This is a genomic window from Bacillus sp. N447-1, assembly GCF_022701035.1.
GTDB lineage: Bacteria > Bacillota > Bacilli > Bacillales > Bacillaceae_G > Bacillus_A > Bacillus_A cereus.
In genome coordinates, this window is record NZ_CP065509.1 from 3,138,068 (window position 1) to 3,159,555 (window position 21,488).

The window sequence follows — 21,488 nt, forward strand, 5'->3', positions numbered from 1 at the left end:
GGTTATTTTTTGTTATTTTGTTTTTTTCTTTTTAAATTTGCTTAATACTTCATAAACGATTGGAACAATAAGAAGTGTTAATAACGTTGAACTTGTTAATCCACCAATTACCGTTACACCAAGTCCTTTAGAAATTAAGCCACTACCTTCAAATCCTAGTGCAAGCGGGATAAGAGCACCGATTGTTGCAATTGCAGTCATTAAAATTGGACGAAGGCGTGTTGCACCAGCTTCTAATAAAGCTTCACGTGTTGATAGTCCTTCATTTTCTTTATGAATAACGCGGTCGATAAGCACGATTGCGTTTGTTACAACGATACCGATTAACATAAGCGCACCAATCATTGCAGACACACTTAATGTTTCACCGGAGATTAATAAGGCAACAAGAGCTCCGATAATTGTAAATGGTAGCGAGAATAAAATTGCGAATGGTGCAAGGGCACCACCAAATGTAACGACAAGAACGAAGTATACAATGGCAATCGCAGCTAACATCGCTAAGCCAAGTTGCTTAAATGATTCTTCAATATCTTTTGTAACGCCGCCCATAGAAACATCTACGCCAGAAGGAAGATCCATTTTATCTACTTCTTTTTGAACAGCGGCAGATGCTTTTGAAACGTCATCAGATGTTAGTTTTGCACTTACTTCTGCATAAACACGGCCATCGCGGTGTTTCACTGTATTCGAAGTTTCACCTTCTTTTACAGTCATAACATCTTTCACAGCCACTTCATTACCAAGTGGCGTTGTAATTTTACGATTTGTTAAGTCATCGATTGTTTCATAATTTTGTTTTTCAGCTTCTACATATACATTGATATCTTTACCGTCTTTTTTAATTGTTGTCAGAACAGGGCGATCATGTTGATTAGAAAGTCCCATTCCAATTTGAGCAGCCGTTAAGCCCATTTTACTCAGCTTTTCTTGATCTGCGACTAAAGTGTACTCTGCATACGTTTTTGCAATACTAGAATCTATATCTTTTAAGTCTTTATTTTTCTTCATGATATTTTGAATATCTTTTACAACAGGCTTAATGTCTTCTGAGCTATCTCCGTAAACGTATAGTTTAATTTCGTTACTACCGCCACTTGCTCCGAAGTCTTGGCTTTTCCATTCGCCTTTGCCAGACATCTTCTGTAAATCTTTAACGACTTGTTCTTTCTCTTTTTCAAAGTTTTTCGTGTCGTTATCATATTGCACGAAGAACATTGCTTGGTTTGATTGACCAGGACTCATTGGGTTTTCGCCACCTAATGAGAATTGAATTGTTTTGACGTCTTTATTATTTTGGAAGTGCTTCTCAGCTTTTGTTGCAATTTTTTCAACGTCTTCTAACGTTTGACCTGGTTCAGGGTTGTATGTTGCGATAATCATTTTTTCTTCTTCAGAAGGTAAGAAACTTACACCGATAACTGGTACAAGTGCAAGACTACCAACTAATAGAAGGACAGCGATACTTGATGTAATAATTTTGTGATTTAAAGCCCATGCAAGTATGCGTTTATACCCATTTGCTAATTTACTTGGTTTTTCTTCATGATGTACTTCTTTTTCCCTCATGCTCTCTTTCTTAAATAAGGAATGAGCTAGCATCGGTACGATTGTAACTGCTACTAGTAATGATGCTAATAAAGCGAAGACGATAGTTAAGGCAAATGGTAAGAACATTTCACCAATCATACCTTTTACTAGTCCAAGTGGTAAAAATACAGCAATTGTTACGATGGTAGAAGACATAATTGGGATAAACATTTCTTTCGTAGCTTCACGAATTAAATCTTTTCCGCGCAATTTCTCTTCTGATAACGACATACGTCGGTAAATATTTTCAATAACAACAATTGAGTCATCGACAACGCGGCCTATAGCAACGGTCATTGCTCCAAGTGTCATAATGTTAAGCGTAATATCCATTTGCTTTATGACTAAAACAGCAATTAATAAAGAAAGTGGTATTGAAACGACAGAGATTAACGTTGTTCGAATATTTCGTAGGAACAGCATGATAATAACGATCGCAAAGATAGCACCGAAAATTGCTTTGCTTAGCATTGTTTCAACTGATTTTTCAATAGGTGCACCTTGGTCGAATGTTGAAATGATCTCTAAATCTTTATATTTTTTCTCAAGATCTTTTACTTTATCTTTTACTGCATTTACAACATCAACTGTATTTGCATCAGAGGCCTTCACAATTTGAATTCCAATTGCTTCTTTTCCATTTGTTCGAGAAATAGATTCTGCTTTCCCAACTTCTTTAATGTCAGCAATTTCTTCTAATGTAACTGTTGGAATCCCGTTCATAGCAGCTGGATTCATTTGCGGCGTTTGTGCACCAGCGCCAGCATTTTGACTACCTTGACCGTTAGGTGAGGAAGGTATAGCTGGGATTTTAAGTTCTTTTAATGCTTTAATCGTTGTAATATTGCCATCTACAACAACTGATTTTTCCGTGTCTTTAAATGTGTATAAGCCAAGTGGTAAAGATACATCCGATCCCTTAATAACATTTTTTACAGTATCTTCACTTAGTCCTAGTTCTTTCATTTTATCTTTCTTGAAGACAAGCTGTACTTCATCTACTTGTTGGCCAGCAATTTGGACAGATGCAACACCATCAAGTCCTTTTAATCCTGGTACAACATTCTTTTCTACATTTTCAGTTAAGGTAGCTAAAGATTCATTCTTGCTTGCTACGCTTAACGAAATAACAGGAAAGGCATTGAAGTTTACTCGTGAAACTTTAGGATCTTTAACACCTTCTGGGAGCTTTACATTTGTGAGAGCTTCTTTAATTTCTGTTTCTGCTTTTTCCATATTTTTATCAAAATCGTATTCTACTTGAATAGAAGATGCGTTTTGAAAAGATGATGAGCTCACAACGTTAACACCACTTAAATTTTGTAGTTGTTCTTCCATCGGCTTTGAAACTTTATCAGCTACTTCTTCTGGTGTAGCACCAGGATAGACCGTAGTTACTGTCACAATCGGTGTTGTAATATCAGGAATTGTTTCCAGCTTCATATTGAGTCCAGAGTAGATCCCGGCAATAGTAACAATAATGGTTAGTAGCCAAACTGCGAACTTATTTTTTAACGAGAAATTGATGATTTTGTTCATGTTTGCGCTCCCTTTTTATTATATTGACCAACTGGTCAGTCTAATACATAATATAACTGACCGTTCGGTCAATCGTCAATAAAAAGAGATGGTATAATACATTTATAATAAGATGCGAGATTAAATTTAGGAGAGAAGATATGAAAGAAAAAGAGCGTTTGATTATAGAATCGGCTATGAAGTTATTTGCTACTAAGGGTGTAAATGCGACATCAGTGCAGGAAATTGTGACAGCTAGTGGTATATCTAAGGGAGCTTTTTACTTATATTTTAAATCGAAAGATGAGCTTTTATTAGCGACACTTCGATATTATTATGACAAAATCCAAAAGAAAATGCTGGATATTGAACAAGAGTCTTTATTACCACGTGAAAAATTTGCAAAACAATTACATTGTCAGTTTAATGATATACAAAAGCATAAAGAATTTATTATTATGCATGCGAGAGAAAATGCAATTCCGTTTAATAAAGAAGTAGAAGAATTTATGATGCGGATGAAGTTAGAGTCTCATGCATTTTATCGGAATAGTTTATTGTCCATTTATGGTGAAAAGGTTATGCCATATTTATTGGATTTAGTAATTATAGTAGAAGGCATATGCCGTGGTTATTTAGAATTAATTATTTTACAAGCACCAGAAATTGATTTATCGTATGTCGCTGCTTTTATTTTAAAAAGAGTAGATCATTTAGTAGATGGTTTGGTAGAATCTTCGGAAGAACCTATTTTACATGAAGAAAAGCTTGGAGAATTCCTTTGTAAATCAGAGCTTATTAAGGAACAAGTTAAAGAGCATTTTTTAAAAGAAATTATTGTATTTAAGCGTAGTTTAGCTGATCAATTAGAGGATGATGAGTTGTTAGTAACGTTAGATGTTTTAGAGGCGGAAATACGATTGCTTAATCCAAGAATTCCAGTAATTAGAGGTATGTTAGCAAATTTAGAGGCGTATCCGGAATTAAAAGAATTTCGATTACGACTTATAGGATACTACAATATAAAAAATTCTTAATAAAAATAAGTAAAAAACTCCTTGTCTACACAAGGAGTTTTTTCTTAAAGACTATTTACTATTTTGAGACCATTCTTCAACATCCCAAACTTTTGTAATCCAATCTTCATAGAAGTCCGGTTCGTGACATACAAGGAGGATTGTTCCTTTATATGCTTTCATAGCCTTCTTAAGTTCCGCTTTTGCTGTAACATCAAGATGGTTTGTCGGCTCATCAAATAGTAGCCAGTTACTTTCCTCACCCATTAGCTTACATAAACGAACTTTTGCTTGTTCTCCACCACTTAATTGACTTAATGGGCGAGAAATATGTTCATTTTTTAATCCGCATTTTGCTAACATCGCACGAATTTGATGCTGGTCTAAACCAGGGAATGTATTCCATACATCATCAATTGGTGTTATATTGTCAGCTTTAACTTCTTGCTCAAAGTATGCAGGCTCTAAGAAGTCACCAAGGCTTGTTTTACCGCTTAAAGGCTTAATTTTACCTAAGATTGTTTTTAGTAACGTTGATTTACCAACACCGTTACATCCAACAATAGCAATTTTTTCACCACGTTCGATCGTCATTGATAGCTTTGGTAGTAGCGGATGTGTATATCCGATTTCTACATTTTCACCTTCAAAGACGAAGCGACTACTTGCGCGACTTTCTTTAAATGAGAATTCAGGTTTAATTGCTGTTTCTGGGCGATCAATAAGTTCCATGCGATCAAGTTGCTTTTGACGACTCTTTGCACGACCTGTCGTTGAATAACGAGCCTTGTTTTTTGCAATGAAGTCTTCTTGCTTTTTGATAAATTCGCGCTGCTTTTCATAAGCGTTTATATGTTGATTTTTATTGATTTCTGCTAGTTCTAGGAATTTTTCATATGTCGCTGTATAGCGTGTCATTTTTGTGAATTCTAGATGGAAAATAACATCAACACATTTGTTCATAAATTCTGTATCATGAGAAATTAATAAGAATGCATGTGGGTATTCTTTCAAATAATTTGTTAACCAATGAATATGTTCAACGTCTAAATAGTTAGTAGGTTCATCAAGCAATAACACTTCTGGCTGTTCAAGTAATAGCTTTGCAAGCAATACCTTTGTACGTTGTCCACCACTTAGTGCTGAAACATCACGATCTAAACCAATAGCATCAATTCCAAGACCACGTGCAGCCTCTTCAATTTTCATATCTAGTAAATAGAAACCACCTGCTTCAAGTGCATCTTGTATTTCTGCCATTTGTTCAAGAAGTTCTTCTAGTTCTTCTGGTGTAGCAGTTCCCATTTTTTCTGTAACTTCATTTAAAGCTTTTTCCTTTTCGAATAACGGTAAAAATGCATCCGCTAGTACGTCACGGATTGTACGTCCAGGCGTTAAAACAGTATGCTGATCTAAGTAGCCGTAATGTGTGCCCGGTGTCCATTCTACACGACCTTGGTCATGAATAAGCTGACCAGTAATGATATTCATGAATGTTGATTTACCAACACCGTTTGCACCAACTAATCCAACGTGCTCACCTGCTAATAATCGCATAGATACATCTTTAAATAATGTACGATCACCAAATGTATGTCCTAATTTTTCAACTGTTAATAAGCTCATAGTATCCTCCGTCCAACTTGAAATAGTACCTTGAATCATGATACTAAATTCTTTCATATAATGCCATCATTTCAAAATGTATATATTTTGAAAACAAGCTAATGTACAAATGTTTATTGCTCATTTCCCAGACTTTTATGGTCCAAATGCAAAAAGCACACTTGTCCATCATACATTAAAGGCAATACTTACAAATAAAATGTCTAGCTTTGTTGGAGATAAAAAGATTGCCCGTGAATATATTTTCACAACAGATGGTGCAAAAGCAATGGTTAAATTAGCTTCACATGATGAGGCTTATGGACAAAATTGGAACATAACAGATTATGTTGTCATTACAGGTGAGGAAATGATTCAACACATACGGGAATTAGCGGGATATACCAAACGAATAATAACTGTAAAAAGAGGAATGATCCAGTTCATTGGTCTGTTTGATAAGCAGATGAAAGAATTTGTGGAAATGCCATATTTGACGGAAAAACCAGTTGTATTAAGTGGAGAGAAATACGAGAAATGTATTGGAGAGTTACCAAAAACTTCTTATTATGATGGGTTAAAAGAAGTAATTATGTATATGAAAAACAGATGTAAATAAAGAAGTTAAGTTCCTTTTCATGATTTTGAAAAGGAACTTAACTTTATACTACCTTTTCACCTGATTTTTGTTTTATAAACCCTAAAACGAATCCACGTATTTGAGGATCAATTACAATTCCGATTATACCGTATAGTATACCAGTAAGAGTTAAAGCAATTAGTGGTGGTAAGTTAATTAATGCAATTCGGTATAAACCGTAACTAATAATAAAGGCTAAGGAATTAAATATAATTCCTTTAACTAATAATTGCATGCCTTTACGAATAAAGAGGGTAAATCCGATTAATAGTGTAATTTCGGTAAGGATAGCTGCGACAGCTGCCCCCATCATTCCATATTTACTACCTAATACAATATAACCTATGATGGCAACAACTAATCCAATAGTCATTGTTGTTGCACGTTTCCATTGCTGGCCAATCGTTGTTAAATTATCGGCTAGTGGATAGTTAATTGATTGTAAAATAACCATAAACGCTAGAATAGCAAGAGCGTCACCGGCGGGAGCGTATTCTTCTCCTAATAAACTAACAATCCAGAAACTTGGATCAGCAATAAAGGGGATAGAAATTCCCATTCCTAAAAAAGACATAAGTTTTAATTCAAAACTTGATAATTTTCTATGTTCTTCAATATTTTTCTCATTACCAAAAGCAAACAGCCTTGGATAAAAGGCAGCTGCAATTACCCCAGGTATTTGATATAGTACAGCAGGTATTTTAGATGCAGCCCCAAAGAATCCAACTTGATTATACGTTGAAACCTTTTCTAATATAATAGGGCCCAATTGTGGTAAGAGCATAATGATGATTCCATTGATTGTGAAAATAAGTAGTTGATCTAAAATGCCTTTATCCCAACCCTTATGGACTTTCGTGTAACGTATTGTCATTATAAAGGCGATAACACCTGTTACAAGACTAGATACCCCATACATGGCAGCAACCATCATAAGTGACCATTGGAAAGACATCCCTAGTAATAGGGCAGCAGCAGCTGTTACACCTTGTAGTACAGAAATAATAGCTGTAAATTGCATGCGTTCTGTTACTTGGAAGTAAGCCATTCCAACACCTTGTAAAGTTGCTCCAAACATTGTTGGCAGAACAACCCAATATACCATCGCACGTAAGTAAGCATCGGGATAGAAGAACTGGGCACAAATAGCGAAAAGTACAGAAATTACGATAGCTAATATTAAACGAATACGTAAATAACTACTTATTAGCACGCTAATATTAGCATCGCTTCTCGTTCCTTCACGCATAAACGTATGTGTCAAACCTGCATCTGTAAAGTAACAAATAACAGCTGAAACTGCTAACGCAGTTGTAAACATACCGTAATCACTTGGAGAAACATATCTTGCAAAGAAAATTGTTGCAATAGCCAGTACAAAACGGACAGTAATGTTTCCTACAAAGAGGTAGGATGCGTTTTTTAGAATTTTATTTGTTTTCATGGGAAAAGACCTTTCTATTCTTTAGGACCCGGTTAGCTTGTCCTATTTGTAAATTTGATTTGTTCACAGAAAGAGAGAGTATCGTTATATTTTCAGTTTAAGAAAACAGAAATTTAATTCGTACAAACCAAAGCATTGCATATAGTTTTTTACTACGTTTTCCATTCTTTGAATAGATTTTACGGCAATATTTCTTTATATCTTTTTTGATTAATTGAACTTGTGATTTATCTAATTGAGAGTTTCCCTTAATATATATACAAGCGTTATTGATGACTGTATAAGGGAATAAATAAGTCTCAAGAATCTCAATAAGTGACTGAGGGTCTTTTGTAATGAAATCTTGAGATTTATTATGTACCCAATCTTTCATACGATTGAATACTTCCAACTCTTTTGTCGTTTTTAATTCATAATCTTTATACTTAGAAGAAAGATTCCCTTCTGATAAGATTCTATAGTAAGTTAAGTATTCATCGACATAACATACATTTGTCACACTCATAAGTTTAAATAAAAACTCCAAATCCTCTCCCCAACTACATCCTGGTGTAAAACGAATGTTATGATTCATTACGATGGATCGCTTGAAAATCCAAGTACTTGTTTGAGCAACAACTTGATGTGTTAGGAATGCTTTTGCCATATCACCTTTAATAAAGTTTGTTGTATGTTCAACCTTTTCGCCTGTTTCTTCGTAGAAATTCATATAACCACAATAGCACGCATCCATGTTGTTTTTATGTATACTGTCGACTTGCTTCTCAATTTTAGTTGGATGCCATAAGTCATCACTATCAAGGAAAGCAATATATTCTCCACTAGCGTTTTCAATTCCTGTATTACGAGCTACCGAAACGCCTTGGTTTTTTTGATGAACGTATTTTACTTGCCCTGGGTATTTTTCAGCAAGATTTTTTACGATAGAAGGTGACCGATCTTTACTTCCATCATCTACAATTACAATTTCGATATTTTTATATGTTTGATCCAGTATTGACTGCATTGTCTCTTCAATATATTTCTCTGCATTGTATAGAGGAATAACAACTGAGACAAGCTGGTTTTGTTCCATCATAGAATTTTAACTCCTCAAATTTTTATGTTTTTAAATTAACTCCTTTTATAAGTAATAAAATGAAAAGAATATCTGTATAAGTTTACCGCATATAAACTTTGTAAATCAACTTAATGTATATAATAATAATTATTAAAGGTATAGAAGTTAGATATGAAAGATGGTTATAATAGAAAAATGTATTGTAATAAAAGGGAGGAAACTTTAGAATGTTACAAAAGTATATGCGAAGACCTGAATTAATAATATTAGGTATCATTCTAGTTATTGGCCTAATCTTTCGGTTAATGACTTTAAAAACATATGGTAGTGATTTGACGCTTGGTAGCGATGACTTAATGTATCAAAAAAATGCTGTCAATTTTTTAGAAACAGGTATGTTGACTTATCATGATCCGACAAAACCAACTATTCATATTATGCCTGGACAAGTATTTTTATTAGCAGGCATATTCGCCATATTTGGGCATGGAAGCCTTGGTGTTTTATGTGCAAAATTAGTTATGATAACTTTTGGTGTCTTAAGTATTTATATGACTTATAAGATTGGTACATATATCTTAAATCCAGCAGTAGGATTAATTGCCGCATTGTTATTAGCGTTATACCCTCCTGAAGTAGTAGTAGAGAACTTGACGTTGACAGAAAGTCCGTATCTATTTCTATCATTAGGGCTATTATATTGGAGCTTGAAATTAGCAGATACGCATTCAATGAAAGATTTTTATATTATTTTATTATTCTACTTTGTAGCACTATATTTTAGGGTACAAATCGCTTTATATCCAATTTTATTATTTATATATCTTGTATTAAAACGTTATCCAGTACGTCTAATGGTAAAGCAAGCCCTTATTAGTGTATTGGTATTATTTGTTGTGCTTGGTCCTTGGTGGGCACGTAATTACGTTCAATTTCACAAGTTTATCCCGCTTACAGCAGGTTCAGGTAATCCGTTATTACTAGGCACATATCAGGGTGAAGGTTATCCCCCTGGAAAAAGTGTGGAAGAAATTGATGCGGAACTTCTTGCGAAATATCCGGGTATAGAAGCGCATGAATTAATGGCGAAGCAACAAGAAATAGCGATGGACCGTATTAAGGAATGGTGGCATACAGATAAAAAATCAATGTTGAAAAGTTATTTAATTTTAAAACCACAAATTTTCTGGGAAAAAGCATATTATTATCCAGGCACTCCAATTAGTATTTTTGATATATCTGGGGAAGATATGAAGAAAATTTATGATCCAATTAAAACAGGTTTCATAATTTGCTCGATCCTAGCATTTGTATTCTGTTGGAGAAGGTGGAGAGAGTATTCATTTTTATGGATAAACATTTTATTCCAAACCTTTTTCAATAGTTTATACCTTGCGTATGATCGCTATGCGCTCCCATTGATGCCAATGCTTTTTATAATGATAGGTGTAGGTATTGTCGCAACTGTTATGAGGGTTAGCAGACCATTTTTAAAATAGGTAAATGATTTCATTAAGCCTATCAAAAAAATTACATTTAAATGGTATATAAAAATGACCTACTTTCTAAAATAGAAAGTAGGTCATTTTTAATTATGCATCGTGTAAAGAATCATTTTGCTCTTTATTATTTAATTTTTGTTTTAGCAACGCATAATCTTGTGTCAATGTTACAAGTTGGTGATGCTGTTTAGAAACCTTACGAGTTAAATCAAAAATTAAAATAAAACAGAATAAAAGTCCGAACAGGAATAAAACAGATGGTGGGTATTCTACGTGTAATAGCTTCCCAATCCAATTTATAATCTTATCTGTAGAGCTTAAAATCGCCATTGCGATACAAACAAAAATCCAAAGAATGGAATATTTTGTTTCCAAAGCTCCTTTACGTATCGAGTTAATAATCAGGAAAAATAATAATAGAATAAAGATAAATGAAAAGGTAATTATAGGCATGGATTATCAACCTTTCACAATTTTTTGCATTAATATAGCTAAACTTACTTTAATCATGTAGTATGCAGATTTCAATGGTGTAATAGAAGATTGACCACCTTGTCTTTCTTGCATATTAACTGATATTTCATTAATGCGAAGATTTTTCTTTTTTAAGTGAATAAGTACTTCTGGTTCTGGATAATCTTTTGGATAATTGTGTGCGAAAATCTGAATTACTTCGCGATTAATAGCACGGTATCCAGATGTTGGATCCATAAATGTTTGTTTCGTTAGTAACTTTAATAAGGCAGTGAAGTAAAATATTCCAATTCGCCTTGAAAGACTTCCCTTATATGCAGTTTTTTCCGTAAATCGAGACCCTAGCACCATATCGCATTGATTTTCAGCAATAGGTTGGATGATTTTATATAAATCCTCTGGGTTATGTTGTCCATCGGCATCAAATTGAATAGCGATATCATAGTCATTCTCATAAGCATACTTATATCCAGTTTGTACAGCTGACCCAATTCCTAAATTATAAGGTAGATTTACAAGATGGACTGGGAATGTTGTAACAATCTCAGGTGTTTTATCCATTGAACCATCGTTAATTACACAAATATCTAATCCTACAAAATGTTCTTTTAGTTCTAAAAGTCTTGTTAATGTATCTGCAATCGCTTCTTCTTCGTTGTAAGCAGGAATAATAATCAAAGTTTTAGGTATTACAATTGGTACCTCAACAGACATATTGCACCATCCTTCATATAATCGGCATCATTACTTTTATTAAACATCATATACTATACCATTAATAGTATAACAAAATAAAGGACAAGTTAGTGGGCTGTTTTGTAAACTAGGAAGCATATTTAGGTAGTGATAGGTGTTTATAATTAAAATTGAAATAAAAAAGCAGGTAAACATAAAGGAATGTTTACCTGTGTTACATAGTGTTATATGCTCCATGGCTTACTTAAGGTTAATACTTCAGCCATTTCCTTACTTTTCAAACGCCCTTTTTTTCGGTTTTCTGCGCGTTCTGATCCAGTTTGGTGTAGCCAGTGCTCTTCTTCTGTTTCAGGTAGTACTTGTGGTACGGACGAAGGTTTTCCATCTTTTATTGCTACAAATGTAATGAAGCAAGTAGCAGCAATTCTACGCTCGCCTGCTAATAAATTTTCTGCAATTACTTTTACGAAAACTTCCATTGAAGATTTCCCTGTATAACATACGAATGCTTCATAACAAACAGAATCAGCTTGGTGAATTGGAGTTAAAAAATCAACTGAATCAATAGATGCTGTTACGCAATGTTTACGACTATGTCTTGCAGCCGCAATTGAAGCAATACTATCAATTTCTGCTAATAATTTCCCCCCAAAAAGTGTTTGGTGATTATTTAAATCGTTAGGAAAGACACGTGTTGTCTTAATTGCTTTAGATTCTCGCATGAATTTCTTTTCCATATATTCAGCCCCTATAGTCTGTTTTCAATCAGAATAATATGTGTAAGCTTAGTACTCATATTAGATATTTAATGAAGTAAAGTGTAGTCCAAAAGAGTATTATTTAAACTTCTGTATTTGTATTCATGTAACTGAAAGAAAATTTATTTTATCTAAAATGTAGTGTAAAAGAGGATTCGCTTACATTGCAAGTAAAAAGTAATGACTATGTATTTGTCATAGAAATTCTCTATCAGCCGTGTACCCATTCATGATAGAATCGTTTTGTTATGAATGGAAATAGAGGTGCAATGGACATATGAATCATATACAAACAAATTTTTCATCTTTCTTCAATAAAATTACGATCGGTGCGATGTTCGCATTTTTTGTTTATAGTTGTTGGGCAGCATTTGAGACAAGTAAGCAATTCTTTGGAGGAAGTACAACAAGTGTAACAATCATATTGGCAATTTTCGTCATACTTATTTTGTTAGTGGCATCAATTCTACAATATCGTTTTACAGATAAACAATTTCTTATTTTTCTTATAAGTATATCTATAGTTGTGAGGCTTAGTATGCTGTTATTTGTAGATGCTCCAATAATTGGTGATATGAAAGTGATGTATGAGTCTGCAAAGCAGATTGCAATTGGTAATAATATAGAGACTGTAACTCATTTGCCTTTTATTATATATGAGTCAGTAATTATTCGTATATTTGGTGATACATTATTCGCTTTACAACTATTTAATGTGTTATTTTGCGCAGGAACCGCATTTTTTATTTATCGTATTGCAGCAATGGTTTTTGGAGAAGAATGCGGTCGTATTGCTTCTATCTTTTATGCTCTGTATATTCCAAATATATTCATGAGTTCCGTATTAACTCCTGAGTCACTTGCAATATTTTTATTTTATTTTGCTTGTTACATACTTTTATATAAAGGATTAGATCATCCTTATATGTGGGTGTTTTCAGCGATTTTATTTGCATTTAGTAATATGATTTTCCCAATGGGATTATTTCTTCCTATTTTTATCACGGTATATGTATTATTAATCGAAGTATTTCAATCAGCAACGAAACAAAAGGTGTTACTAAAGATGATAGGGATACTTATTCTATTTTATAGTGCCCATTTTGGTGTGAATTATGGAATTAAGACAATGGGAATGTCACAATATACGATTGCGAATGAGACGTATGTTCAATCTGTTTTAATTGGAAAAACGCAACATGAAGAAAAAATATCGAAAAATCAAAGTGTAACAGAGCATATTGATCAAAAGTTAAAAGAGATTGAGGGAGAAAGATTTAAACTTTTAGAACCGATGATAAATCAGTTTTCAGATGAGGGGATAAATTCTATTCTTTTCAAATATGAAAAACTGATATATATAGCCGTAACATTGTTTATGACTATAGCTCTATTACACTTCCTTATTAAGAAACAACAAAATGAGGATATATGTTGTTCTTATTTTTAATTAGTGGATACGTATTGTTAAAGCTCTTCCAAGTAGATATGGCATATTACAATGTAATTATGCCAGCATTGTTTATTTTGCAGAGCTTTGGTGTTTATATGAGTTATGTGTATTGTCAAAAAATATTTTTCAGAAAATAAAAAGAATCCATTCTGGATTCTTTTTTTTGATGGAAGATGAAATTTAGTAGTTAGTACAGATGAAAAGTATGCTTGACTACTAAATTTCATCTTATCGATTTAGTTCTAGTTGCAAATTATCGGCTGTTAGAGCCATTTGTGAGGAATTATCTTGAATTCCTTTCATTACTTGTGAAATAGCTTGTAGTTCGTGTTCAATTTTCTTATTCTGTTCTTTTGAGTTAGACATATCTTTTACGATTTCTTGGAAGTATCGATCTGTTGCCGACATACTATCTGTTCCTTCCGATACGAGAGAGCTAATTTGTTTCACAGAAGACGAGACACGAGTAATTTGTTCATTTGTTTTTTCGACGAGCTTTGTAACGTTAAATATAGATTCTTTCGTTTGCTCTGATAATTTTCGGATTTCGCCAGCAACAACAGAAAACCCTTTCCCAAATTCTCCAGCACGTGCCGACTCAATAGCAGCATTTAGTGCGAGTAAATTTGTTTGCTCCGCAATCGATTTAACAATATCTATGATTTCATTAATTTTGTTAGAAATATTGAGAAGTTCATGAGTATCTGTAATAATCGTTTCCATATTCATTTGAATAGATCCCATTCGTTTGTTTTGCTGGTTTAATTGTTCTTTCCCTTTATTCGCTTTTTCTTCAGATGTTGTAGCTAATGATGTACCTGTTTTAGCAATCTCTACAATAGTTTCAGATTTGGCGGTTAGTTTTTGAATAGAAGAGCTTGTTTTTTCAGATACAGCAGCTAGTTCTGTTGCGATATGCGTAATTGTCATAGCAGTTAATTCTTTTTCTTTCTCATGCTCTTTTTGCATTCTTTCATATTCAGATTCATAAGCTGCAAGAACAAGTTCTTGTTCAAGAGTGAATAATTTATTTATGACATTTATAGAATAGGAAAAATCATCGATTGTTGTTATTTTTGTTTGCAAAATCTTCATGATAGAGCGGAATAATTCTTGATAAGCAGCAGTATACCATCTTCGATGTAAACCAATTTGTACATGCCTTTTGGCAATCCTAACACGCTGTTCAATAAAATCTTCATGCATATTGCCGCTGAATAATTCTTTAATATGTGTTTTTAAAGTTTGTTTTAGTTTTGGAATAGAGCTGTAACGTTCAATAATAGTAATTAAATTAGGTTGTTTTGTAATGTTGGCATAGAATTTTTCAGTAATCCAATCAATTTCTGCATAAATAAAAGGCTGTAGTATTTTTACAACTTGTAAATCTTCTTTTGAAATATGTAGCATATCCATTTGAATTTTCAATTCAGAATTAGTAGGTACATTAAAAGTTATTTGTTGCTCTTTACTTAATTCGATTATACTGGCGTTTGTTTTATTAATATTTTTTGAAAACCCCAAGCATCATTCTTCCCCTGTATATAAAACGTTTTCAATTTTAAAACTAATATAGAGTAATTATATATGCTTATATATAATTACTCTATATTAGTTTGTTGAATAGTACATAAATTAAGAGAATTCTATCTAGAATTCTCTTAATGGCCTTTATTAATTTTAGCATGTGTTTTAAAGAAAACAGGGAAATGCACATTATATATTACAGTGACGACACGAATAACGAATGTTACTAATAAACAAACATAGAAAGCTAATACGTGCGCCCCCATAGCGTGTGTGATTAGGAAGCTAATTGCTCCTAAGATAGAAGCGATTGCGTAAATTTCTTTTCGGAATACGTAAGGGATATCTTGAGCACAAATGTCACGCAAAATACCGCCTCCAATACCTGTAATGACTCCCATTGAAACAACTAGAAATGAGGCGTCAACATGATGTGACATTGCCGCATTTGCACCAATAGCTGTAAAAACGCCTAAGCCAACAGCATCAGAAAGCATAATAACGACTTGAAGTTTATTGATGCGTTCAAAAAACATACAAGTAAATAATGCTGATAATACACTTACGAAAAAGTAAATGGGTTTTACAAATGCGACAGGGGGCAGGTTACCGATCATAATATCACGAATAATACCGCCGCCGAGCGCAGTAGCTACAGCTAAACAAAGGACACCAAATAAATCTAAATCTTTTTTTAAACCAACTAATGTACCAGAAATGGCAGCGGCGATAATGCCAAGAAACGTAAATATATCGATTAATAACATGGCCTTAATCCCTTCCTCTTAAAGATGTTCCAGAGAAAAAATATACACTAAAGTATTGGAAATAACAATTACTTTTCGCTACATGTAGAAAAACGGATAAAATACATAAAGAAAGCGTTTGAAAATGTTTAGGGAAAAATGAAGCAAGGTTAACCTTTAGTTGTGGGATAGCTGAGTAGATGTCATTTTATAATTATCAGATTATATATATTAATATAATAATTAATGAATGTTACTATAATGCTGATAATAAGTAGAAGAGTGTTAGATAGTTTTTATAGAGATAGGGAAGGATAGCTAAAGGATAATATTTTCTAGTACTACTTAAGGTAGAGTGGCTAGTTTCGGTATAAAAATAGTTCTCAATTTAAATATGAGTTATGTTATAATTGCTAGGTGTGTTTTAACGATAATAAATTATGATTAAAAGATAATGTTAAGATTTTGTATGGAGGTCTTGGAATGTTAGCAAATCAAGCTAGGGTTAGATTTGAGCGTTTTTTGCTCTTTTTTATTATTTTACAGCCTGTTTTAGATTTATTAACGTCTCTTAGCATCACTTTATTAAAGTCAAATGCTACCGTTGGAATTTTAGTAAGATTCCTTATTATGGCTGTTGGTGGCATTTACATTTTAATTCAGGCAAAAGAGAAGGAAAATAGAAAGTTTTTAATTTATCTTATATTATTAGCCGGAGTTTTAGGAATAGGATTTATTAATAACAAACTAGTTAAGGATCCTATTGTACTTAGTGAAGAAGTTAAATTCGTTGCGAAAGCATTATATATATATATCATGCTGGGATCATACATTTTAGCTTTAAAATCATTGAAAAAGACAGTTAATATTAGTGATAAGGTTCGAAATAGTATTGTATATTCTACATTAATCATTAACGCAATTATGGTTATTTCTATTTCAACATCTACTGACTTTGGTAGTTATGAATGGATGAAGGTTGGTTCTCGAGGTTGGTTCTATGCAGGGAATGAACTAGGTTCAATCTTAGCTATTATTTTCCCTATTGTGGTACTATATTCTATTCAAAAAACAAAGAGCTGGAAACACATTTTATATTGGATTCCATCACTTTTAATGATTTATTCGCTAATTCAAGTTGGTACAAAAGTAGGGATGGGCTCAATTGGTGCTACGTTAGCAGCAGCAATCGGAATCATTGTACTACAATTATTATTTGATAGAAAAAATCCGAACAAAAAATCCCTTGCGCTTAATGCAGTAATTGCTATTGTCCTATTAGCTGGTGTAGTTGGAACGTTTAAACAAACGCCATTAGCACAAAATATGGGTATTCACAATAATTATTTATCAGAGCAAAATGTGGCGCAGCAAGGTCAAAAAGAAAAAGAAATTAAAGAGAAGCTGAAAAAAGAGCAAGAACTTAAAGAAAAAGAAGAAAATCACCATAAAGTTGAAAAGCCAGAAGAAAAGGCGAAGATAGAAGAGGAAGTTAAGAAAGAGCTTGAGAAAGAGCAAAAGAAAGAAAATCAAGAAAATCTTATTTTCAGTGGACGTCAAGTATATGAAGAAAGACATAAGCAGTTCTTTAAAGAAGCGCCAATGTCACAAAAGTTATTAGGAATGGGTTATGCAGGTAACTTTAAATACAATGAACAAAAGCAGCCAGATCCAAAACTAATTGAAATGGACTTCCATGATTGGTTTTATGATTTCGGGATTATTGGCTTTGTATTACTAATGATTCCATTTATTTATTACGGGCTAAGAATTCTACTAGCATTTGCTACGAGATTTAAGGACATATTTAATATAAAATATGGAATGATTTCAGCAAGCTTATTGTTAGCGTTAGGCATTGCTTATATTGCAGGACATATTTTAACAGCACCAGGAGTTGGTATTTACTTTGTAGTGGTGTTAGCTTATCTAATAGTAGACCTAGAAATTGAATGATAAAAATAAAAGCTAACTTTTGTTAGCTTTTATTTTTTAGTACAGTAAAATAAAAATAGATGGAAACGTAGCGAGGATTTAAAGGAGGAAAAAATATGAGAATATTGCATATGAATGCAGGAGCAGAAGATGGGGGAGGGAAAACACATATTATTTCACTTCTCGATCAGTTTCCAGCTGGTGAAGTAGAATTAGCAGTATTTGAAGATGGAATTGTTGCGAAGGAAGCAAGGGAGTTAGGGATAAAAGTCCATGTGTTTTCACAAAAATCGCGCTATGATTTATCCATTTTAAAGAATATAAGTGAATTTATTAATAAAGAAAAATTTGATGTAGTTCATACACATGGCCCTAGGGCTAATTTCTATGTTTCTTTAATGAAAAAGAGAATAAAGGCAAAATGGGTAACGACTATTCATAGTGATCCATTTCAAGACTTTACTAAACAGGGCTTAAAAGGTTGGATTTTTACGAAATTAAATTTGAAAGCCTTAAAAAATATAGACTTATTTTTCGTTGTAACAAATAGATTGAAAAAAAGCCTGGCAGCATTAGGTATTTCAAATGAAAAGATGCATGTTATTTATAATGGAATTGAATATGATAAGGAAAAAGCAGAAGGCTATAATAAAAAAGAAATGTTCAATATTGATGAAGATGTATTTACGGCAATTCAAGTAGCACGATTACATCCTGTCAAAGGACATGAAGTTTTATTCGATGCGTTACAACAAACAAAATTAGAGAAAATTAAAGTATTATTAGTTGGCGATGGCCCATTAGAAGAAAATCTGAAGTCATTAGCTACTGAAAAAGGGATTAACGATAAAGTAGAGTTTTTAGGACATCGTCAAGATGTAAAACAATTATTTGCGTCGTCACATGTAAATTTATTAACTTCCCATAGTGAAGGGTTCCCACTAGTTTTATTAGAAGCGGCAAATCAGCGCGTACCATCAATTGTGACTAGGGCTGGAGAAATTGAACCATTAATCGTAGATGAAACTTACGGATGGATTGTGCCGACAGGTGATGGAAAGGCATTAGCATTAGCTTTAGAAGAAGCGTATGATAAGTGGAAAACTGGAGAGTTAGCAGCAATGGGTAAACATATTTATGAGCATGCTACTATGAACTTCTCACTTCAAAAACTATATGAAGATACAAAGGAAACATATAAGCAATTAATAGCGAAAAACTTGTAATGATAGAGAGGATAGTTAACTATGGCAGTACAAACAGTTGATATTCTAGGCGTTCCTTTTTCTACAATGACAATGGATGAAACGGTCCAATATTTAAAAGAACAACTAGAAGCGGAGCGAACTCATACGTTTCAGGTAGTAACAGCAAACCCTGAAATTGTTATGTGCGCAAAAAAGGATGAAAAGTTCTATCAAATATTATTGAATACAGATTTAATTACACCTGATGGTATTGGGGTTGTAAAGGCAAGCGGGATGCTTGGTACACCTTTAAAAGAACGTGTAGCAGGTTTTGATTTAATGTGTAATTTACTTGCGAAGTTATCAGAAGATAGTAAGCCGGTATCTGTTTTCTTATTAGGTGCAAAGCCGCATGTTGTACAAGCTGCAGCAGATCATTTAACAAAGACATATTCAGCTGTATCCATCGCCGGTATACAAGATGGTTATTTTAAACAAGAAGATGAAGAGAATATTATTTCTCGCATTCAAGAAGCAAAACCAGATTTATTACTTGTTGCACTTGGTTTCCCGAGACAAGAGAACTTTATCCAAAACAATAAGCATCGTTTAGAAACGAAAATGGCTGTTGGAGTGGGTGGAAGTTTAGACGTATGGGCTGGAGAGGTAAAACGTGCACCAAAATGGATTCAAGCGATTCATTTAGAGTGGTTTTATAGATTATGCAGTAATCCAACACGCTGGCGTCGTCAGTTAGTATTAGCGGAATTTTTAAAAGAAGTAATGCGTTCGAAAAAGTAGCGAAATATCGCTGCTTTTTTTATTTGTTCATTTTTAATAAATTGAAACTTTAATTAGTGAGGCATCCCCACTGATTATTAGCTCTCACCAATCGGGATAGACGTTTTACTTTTTGGGAATGATGAAGGAGAATTTTTTACACAAAAGTATTTTACTTATACAATTCACACATGTAAAATGATGTGTAAAGACACCTGTGTGAGGAGGACTTCTAGTGGGCAAGGTAAAAGAAATTTCGAAGCGCAAACTACTTGGTATAGCTGGGCTTGGATGGCTATTTGATGCAATGGATGTTGGAATGCTTTCATTTGTAATGGTAGCCTTGCAAAAGGATTGGGGATTAAGTACGCAAGAAATGGGCTGGATAGGCAGTATTAACTCAATCGGTATGGCAGTAGGAGCGCTTATTTTTGGGATACTATCAGATAAAATAGGGCGGAAATCAGTTTTTATTATTACATTATTGTTATTTTCTATCGGTAGTGGTTTAACTGCATTAACAACAACACTTGCAATGTTTCTCGTTTTACGCTTTTTAATTGGTATGGGGCTTGGCGGAGAGCTTCCAGTTGCCTCTACACTAGTATCAGAGAGTGTTGAAGCGCATGAGCGTGGGAAAATTGTTGTGTTATTAGAAAGTTTTTGGGCAGGTGGATGGCTAATTGCAGCTCTTATCTCGTATTTTGTTATTCCGAAATATGGTTGGGAAGTTGCGATGGTATTGAGTGCAATTCCAGCACTATATGCTTTATATTTAAGATGGAATTTACCGGATTCCCCAAGGTTCCAAAAAGTTGAAAAAAGGCCATCTGTTATTGAAAATATAAAATCAGTTTGGTCTGGGGAATATCGTAAAGCAACAATTATGCTATGGATTCTATGGTTTTGTGTTGTCTTTTCCTATTATGGAATGTTCCTTTGGTTACCGAGTGTAATGGTGCTAAAAGGATTTAGTTTAATAAAAAGTTTCCAATACGTACTTATTATGACATTAGCTCAACTTCCAGGATATTTCACCGCTGCTTGGTTTATTGAACGTCTCGGTCGTAAATTTGTTTTGGTTACGTATTTAATTGGGACAGCTTGCAGTGCTTATTTGTTTGGGGTTGCGGATTCATTAACAGTATTAATTGTGGCAGGTATGCTACTATCCTTCTTTAACTTAGGTGCTTGGGGAGCATTATACGCCTATACACCTGAGCAGTATCCAACGGTTATTCGTGGTACAGGTGCAGGGATGGCAGCAGCATTTGGTCGTATCGGTGGTATCCTTGGGCCACTATTAGTGGGATATTTAGTTGCCTCAGAAGCTTCACTATCATTAATATTTACGATTTTCTGTGGATCAATTTTAATTGGTGTATTCGCTGTAATAATACTTGGACAGGAAACGAAGCAACGAGAATTAGTATAAAGTGAAAATTTAAACGTATCCTGGATCGTTTATCATCCTACACTACTTGTCTCTTTATAGGCAGTTAGTACGGGATAAAGGGGGAGAGGAAACCGAAGTGGTTTCCTTTTTTCTGTTTTTTT

At 33.6% G+C, this 21,488-nt stretch carries 15 protein-coding genes and 3 pseudogenes; 8 read left to right on the forward strand and 10 right to left on the reverse strand.

The genetic code is table 11. The features are described from left to right. Positions 1-12 precede the first annotated feature (12 nt). Entirely contained in the window at positions 13-3,129 is a 3,117-nt protein-coding gene (locus IQ781_RS15910) for an efflux RND transporter permease subunit (RefSeq protein WP_139847012.1), read from the reverse strand. Positions 3,130-3,269: 140 nt separating this feature from the next. Here IQ781_RS15910 and IQ781_RS15915 point away from each other — a divergent pair, with 140 nt between their 5' ends. Continuing rightward, the gene (locus IQ781_RS15915; RefSeq protein WP_000659645.1) at positions 3,270-4,145 is read left to right on the forward strand and encodes a TetR/AcrR family transcriptional regulator; all 876 of its coding nucleotides are present in this window, start codon (positions 3,270-3,272) and stop codon (positions 4,143-4,145) included. A 51-nt stretch (positions 4,146-4,196) separates the two neighbouring features. Here IQ781_RS15915 and IQ781_RS15920 read toward each other — a convergent pair whose 3' ends face one another. Then, on the reverse strand, positions 4,197-5,750 hold the full coding sequence (locus tag IQ781_RS15920; protein ID WP_000055410.1) for an ABC-F family ATP-binding cassette domain-containing protein: 1,554 nt from the start codon (positions 5,748-5,750) through the stop codon (positions 4,197-4,199). A gap of 91 nt (positions 5,751-5,841) precedes the next feature. Here IQ781_RS15920 and IQ781_RS15925 point away from each other — a divergent pair. Continuing rightward, positions 5,842-6,348 (forward strand): annotated as a pseudogene (locus tag IQ781_RS15925) (NAD-dependent epimerase/dehydratase family protein); the annotation flags it as partial. 43 nt (positions 6,349-6,391) lie between these two features. On the opposite strand, the gene IQ781_RS15930 reads toward IQ781_RS15925, so the two are convergent. Both IQ781_RS15930 and IQ781_RS15935 read right to left on the reverse strand, forming a co-directional pair. Next, a complete protein-coding gene (locus IQ781_RS15930; RefSeq protein ID WP_000856127.1) occupies positions 6,392-7,813 on the reverse strand; it encodes an oligosaccharide flippase family protein in 1,422 nt (473 codons plus the stop codon). 97 nt (positions 7,814-7,910) lie between these two features. Then, positions 7,911-8,891, reverse strand: coding sequence for a glycosyltransferase family 2 protein (locus IQ781_RS15935; RefSeq protein ID WP_000970540.1), 981 nt, complete (start codon positions 8,889-8,891; stop codon positions 7,911-7,913). Between the two features lie 209 nt (positions 8,892-9,100). On the opposite strand from IQ781_RS15935, the gene IQ781_RS15940 reads away from it, so the two are divergent. Further along, positions 9,101-10,372, forward strand: a complete 1,272-nt coding sequence (locus IQ781_RS15940; RefSeq protein WP_000939653.1) for a glycosyltransferase family 39 protein — start codon at positions 9,101-9,103, stop codon at positions 10,370-10,372. A gap of 93 nt (positions 10,373-10,465) precedes the next feature. Here IQ781_RS15940 and IQ781_RS15945 read toward each other — a convergent pair whose 3' ends face one another. The 3 genes from IQ781_RS15945 to IQ781_RS15955 all read right to left on the reverse strand — a co-directional run bounded on the left by IQ781_RS15945 (position 10,466) and on the right by IQ781_RS15955 (position 12,282). Then, the gene (locus tag IQ781_RS15945; RefSeq protein ID WP_001121765.1) at positions 10,466-10,828 is read right to left on the reverse strand and encodes a DUF2304 domain-containing protein; all 363 of its coding nucleotides are present in this window, start codon (positions 10,826-10,828) and stop codon (positions 10,466-10,468) included. A 6-nt stretch (positions 10,829-10,834) separates the two neighbouring features. Next, positions 10,835-11,563 carry a glycosyltransferase family 2 protein gene (locus IQ781_RS15950; RefSeq protein ID WP_000110207.1) on the reverse strand — a complete coding sequence of 243 codons (729 nt, stop codon included), beginning with the start codon at positions 11,561-11,563 and terminating at the stop codon, positions 10,835-10,837. Positions 11,564-11,769: 206 nt separating this feature from the next. After that, entirely contained in the window at positions 11,770-12,282 is a 513-nt protein-coding gene (locus IQ781_RS15955) for an acyl-CoA thioesterase (protein ID WP_000412119.1), read from the reverse strand. Between the two features lie 298 nt (positions 12,283-12,580). Here IQ781_RS15955 and IQ781_RS15960 point away from each other — a divergent pair. After that, positions 12,581-13,893: pseudogene (locus IQ781_RS15960) on the forward strand (ArnT family glycosyltransferase). 91 nt (positions 13,894-13,984) lie between these two features. On the opposite strand, the gene IQ781_RS28460 reads toward IQ781_RS15960, so the two are convergent. The 3 genes and pseudogenes from IQ781_RS28460 to IQ781_RS15970 all read right to left on the reverse strand — a co-directional run bounded on the left by IQ781_RS28460 (position 13,985) and on the right by IQ781_RS15970 (position 16,050). Further along, positions 13,985-14,725 (reverse strand): methyl-accepting chemotaxis protein, encoded by a 741-nt coding sequence (locus IQ781_RS28460; protein WP_371862107.1) that lies wholly within the window; start codon positions 14,723-14,725, stop codon positions 13,985-13,987. 60 nt (positions 14,726-14,785) lie between these two features. Continuing rightward, positions 14,786-15,172: pseudogene (locus tag IQ781_RS28465) on the reverse strand (protoglobin family protein); the annotation flags it as partial. A 245-nt stretch (positions 15,173-15,417) separates the two neighbouring features. After that, a complete protein-coding gene (locus IQ781_RS15970) occupies positions 15,418-16,050 on the reverse strand; it encodes a trimeric intracellular cation channel family protein (RefSeq protein WP_000924371.1) in 633 nt (210 codons plus the stop codon). Positions 16,051-16,512: 462 nt separating this feature from the next. On the opposite strand from IQ781_RS15970, the gene IQ781_RS15975 reads away from it, so the two are divergent. From IQ781_RS15975 to IQ781_RS15990, 4 genes are all read left to right on the forward strand, one after another. After that, positions 16,513-17,985 (forward strand): O-antigen ligase family protein, encoded by a 1,473-nt coding sequence (locus IQ781_RS15975; protein WP_000880764.1) that lies wholly within the window; start codon positions 16,513-16,515, stop codon positions 17,983-17,985. Between the two features lie 95 nt (positions 17,986-18,080). Beyond that, positions 18,081-19,190, forward strand: coding sequence for a glycosyltransferase family 4 protein (locus IQ781_RS15980; RefSeq protein ID WP_001221215.1), 1,110 nt, complete (start codon positions 18,081-18,083; stop codon positions 19,188-19,190). A gap of 21 nt (positions 19,191-19,211) precedes the next feature. Continuing rightward, the gene (locus IQ781_RS15985; RefSeq protein WP_139847015.1) at positions 19,212-19,952 is read left to right on the forward strand and encodes a WecB/TagA/CpsF family glycosyltransferase; all 741 of its coding nucleotides are present in this window, start codon (positions 19,212-19,214) and stop codon (positions 19,950-19,952) included. A gap of 214 nt (positions 19,953-20,166) precedes the next feature. Continuing rightward, positions 20,167-21,366 (forward strand): MFS transporter, encoded by a 1,200-nt coding sequence (locus tag IQ781_RS15990; RefSeq protein WP_000521075.1) that lies wholly within the window; start codon positions 20,167-20,169, stop codon positions 21,364-21,366. Positions 21,367-21,488: the final 122 nt, after the last annotated feature.

Coding starts and splice junctions, on each gene's coding strand:
- IQ781_RS15910 (WP_139847012.1), bottom strand. CDS start 3,129: ATGAACAAAATCATCAATTTCTCGTTAAAAAATAAGTTCGCAGTTTGG.
- IQ781_RS15915 (WP_000659645.1), top strand. CDS start 3,270: ATGAAAGAAAAAGAGCGTTTGATTATAGAATCGGCTATGAAGTTATTT.
- IQ781_RS15920 (WP_000055410.1), bottom strand. CDS start 5,750: ATGAGCTTATTAACAGTTGAAAAATTAGGACATACATTTGGTGATCGT.
- IQ781_RS15930 (WP_000856127.1), bottom strand. CDS start 7,813: ATGAAAACAAATAAAATTCTAAAAAACGCATCCTACCTCTTTGTAGGA.
- IQ781_RS15935 (WP_000970540.1), bottom strand. CDS start 8,891: ATGATGGAACAAAACCAGCTTGTCTCAGTTGTTATTCCTCTATACAAT.
- IQ781_RS15940 (WP_000939653.1), top strand. CDS start 9,101: ATGTTACAAAAGTATATGCGAAGACCTGAATTAATAATATTAGGTATC.
- IQ781_RS15945 (WP_001121765.1), bottom strand. CDS start 10,828: ATGCCTATAATTACCTTTTCATTTATCTTTATTCTATTATTATTTTTC.
- IQ781_RS15950 (WP_000110207.1), bottom strand. CDS start 11,563: ATGTCTGTTGAGGTACCAATTGTAATACCTAAAACTTTGATTATTATT.
- IQ781_RS15955 (WP_000412119.1), bottom strand. CDS start 12,282: ATGGAAAAGAAATTCATGCGAGAATCTAAAGCAATTAAGACAACACGT.
- IQ781_RS28460 (WP_371862107.1), bottom strand. CDS start 14,725: ATGCAAAAAGAGCATGAGAAAGAAAAAGAATTAACTGCTATGACAATT.
- IQ781_RS15970 (WP_000924371.1), bottom strand. CDS start 16,050: ATGTTATTAATCGATATATTTACGTTTCTTGGCATTATCGCCGCTGCC.
- IQ781_RS15975 (WP_000880764.1), top strand. CDS start 16,513: ATGTTAGCAAATCAAGCTAGGGTTAGATTTGAGCGTTTTTTGCTCTTT.
- IQ781_RS15980 (WP_001221215.1), top strand. CDS start 18,081: ATGAGAATATTGCATATGAATGCAGGAGCAGAAGATGGGGGAGGGAAA.
- IQ781_RS15985 (WP_139847015.1), top strand. CDS start 19,212: ATGGCAGTACAAACAGTTGATATTCTAGGCGTTCCTTTTTCTACAATG.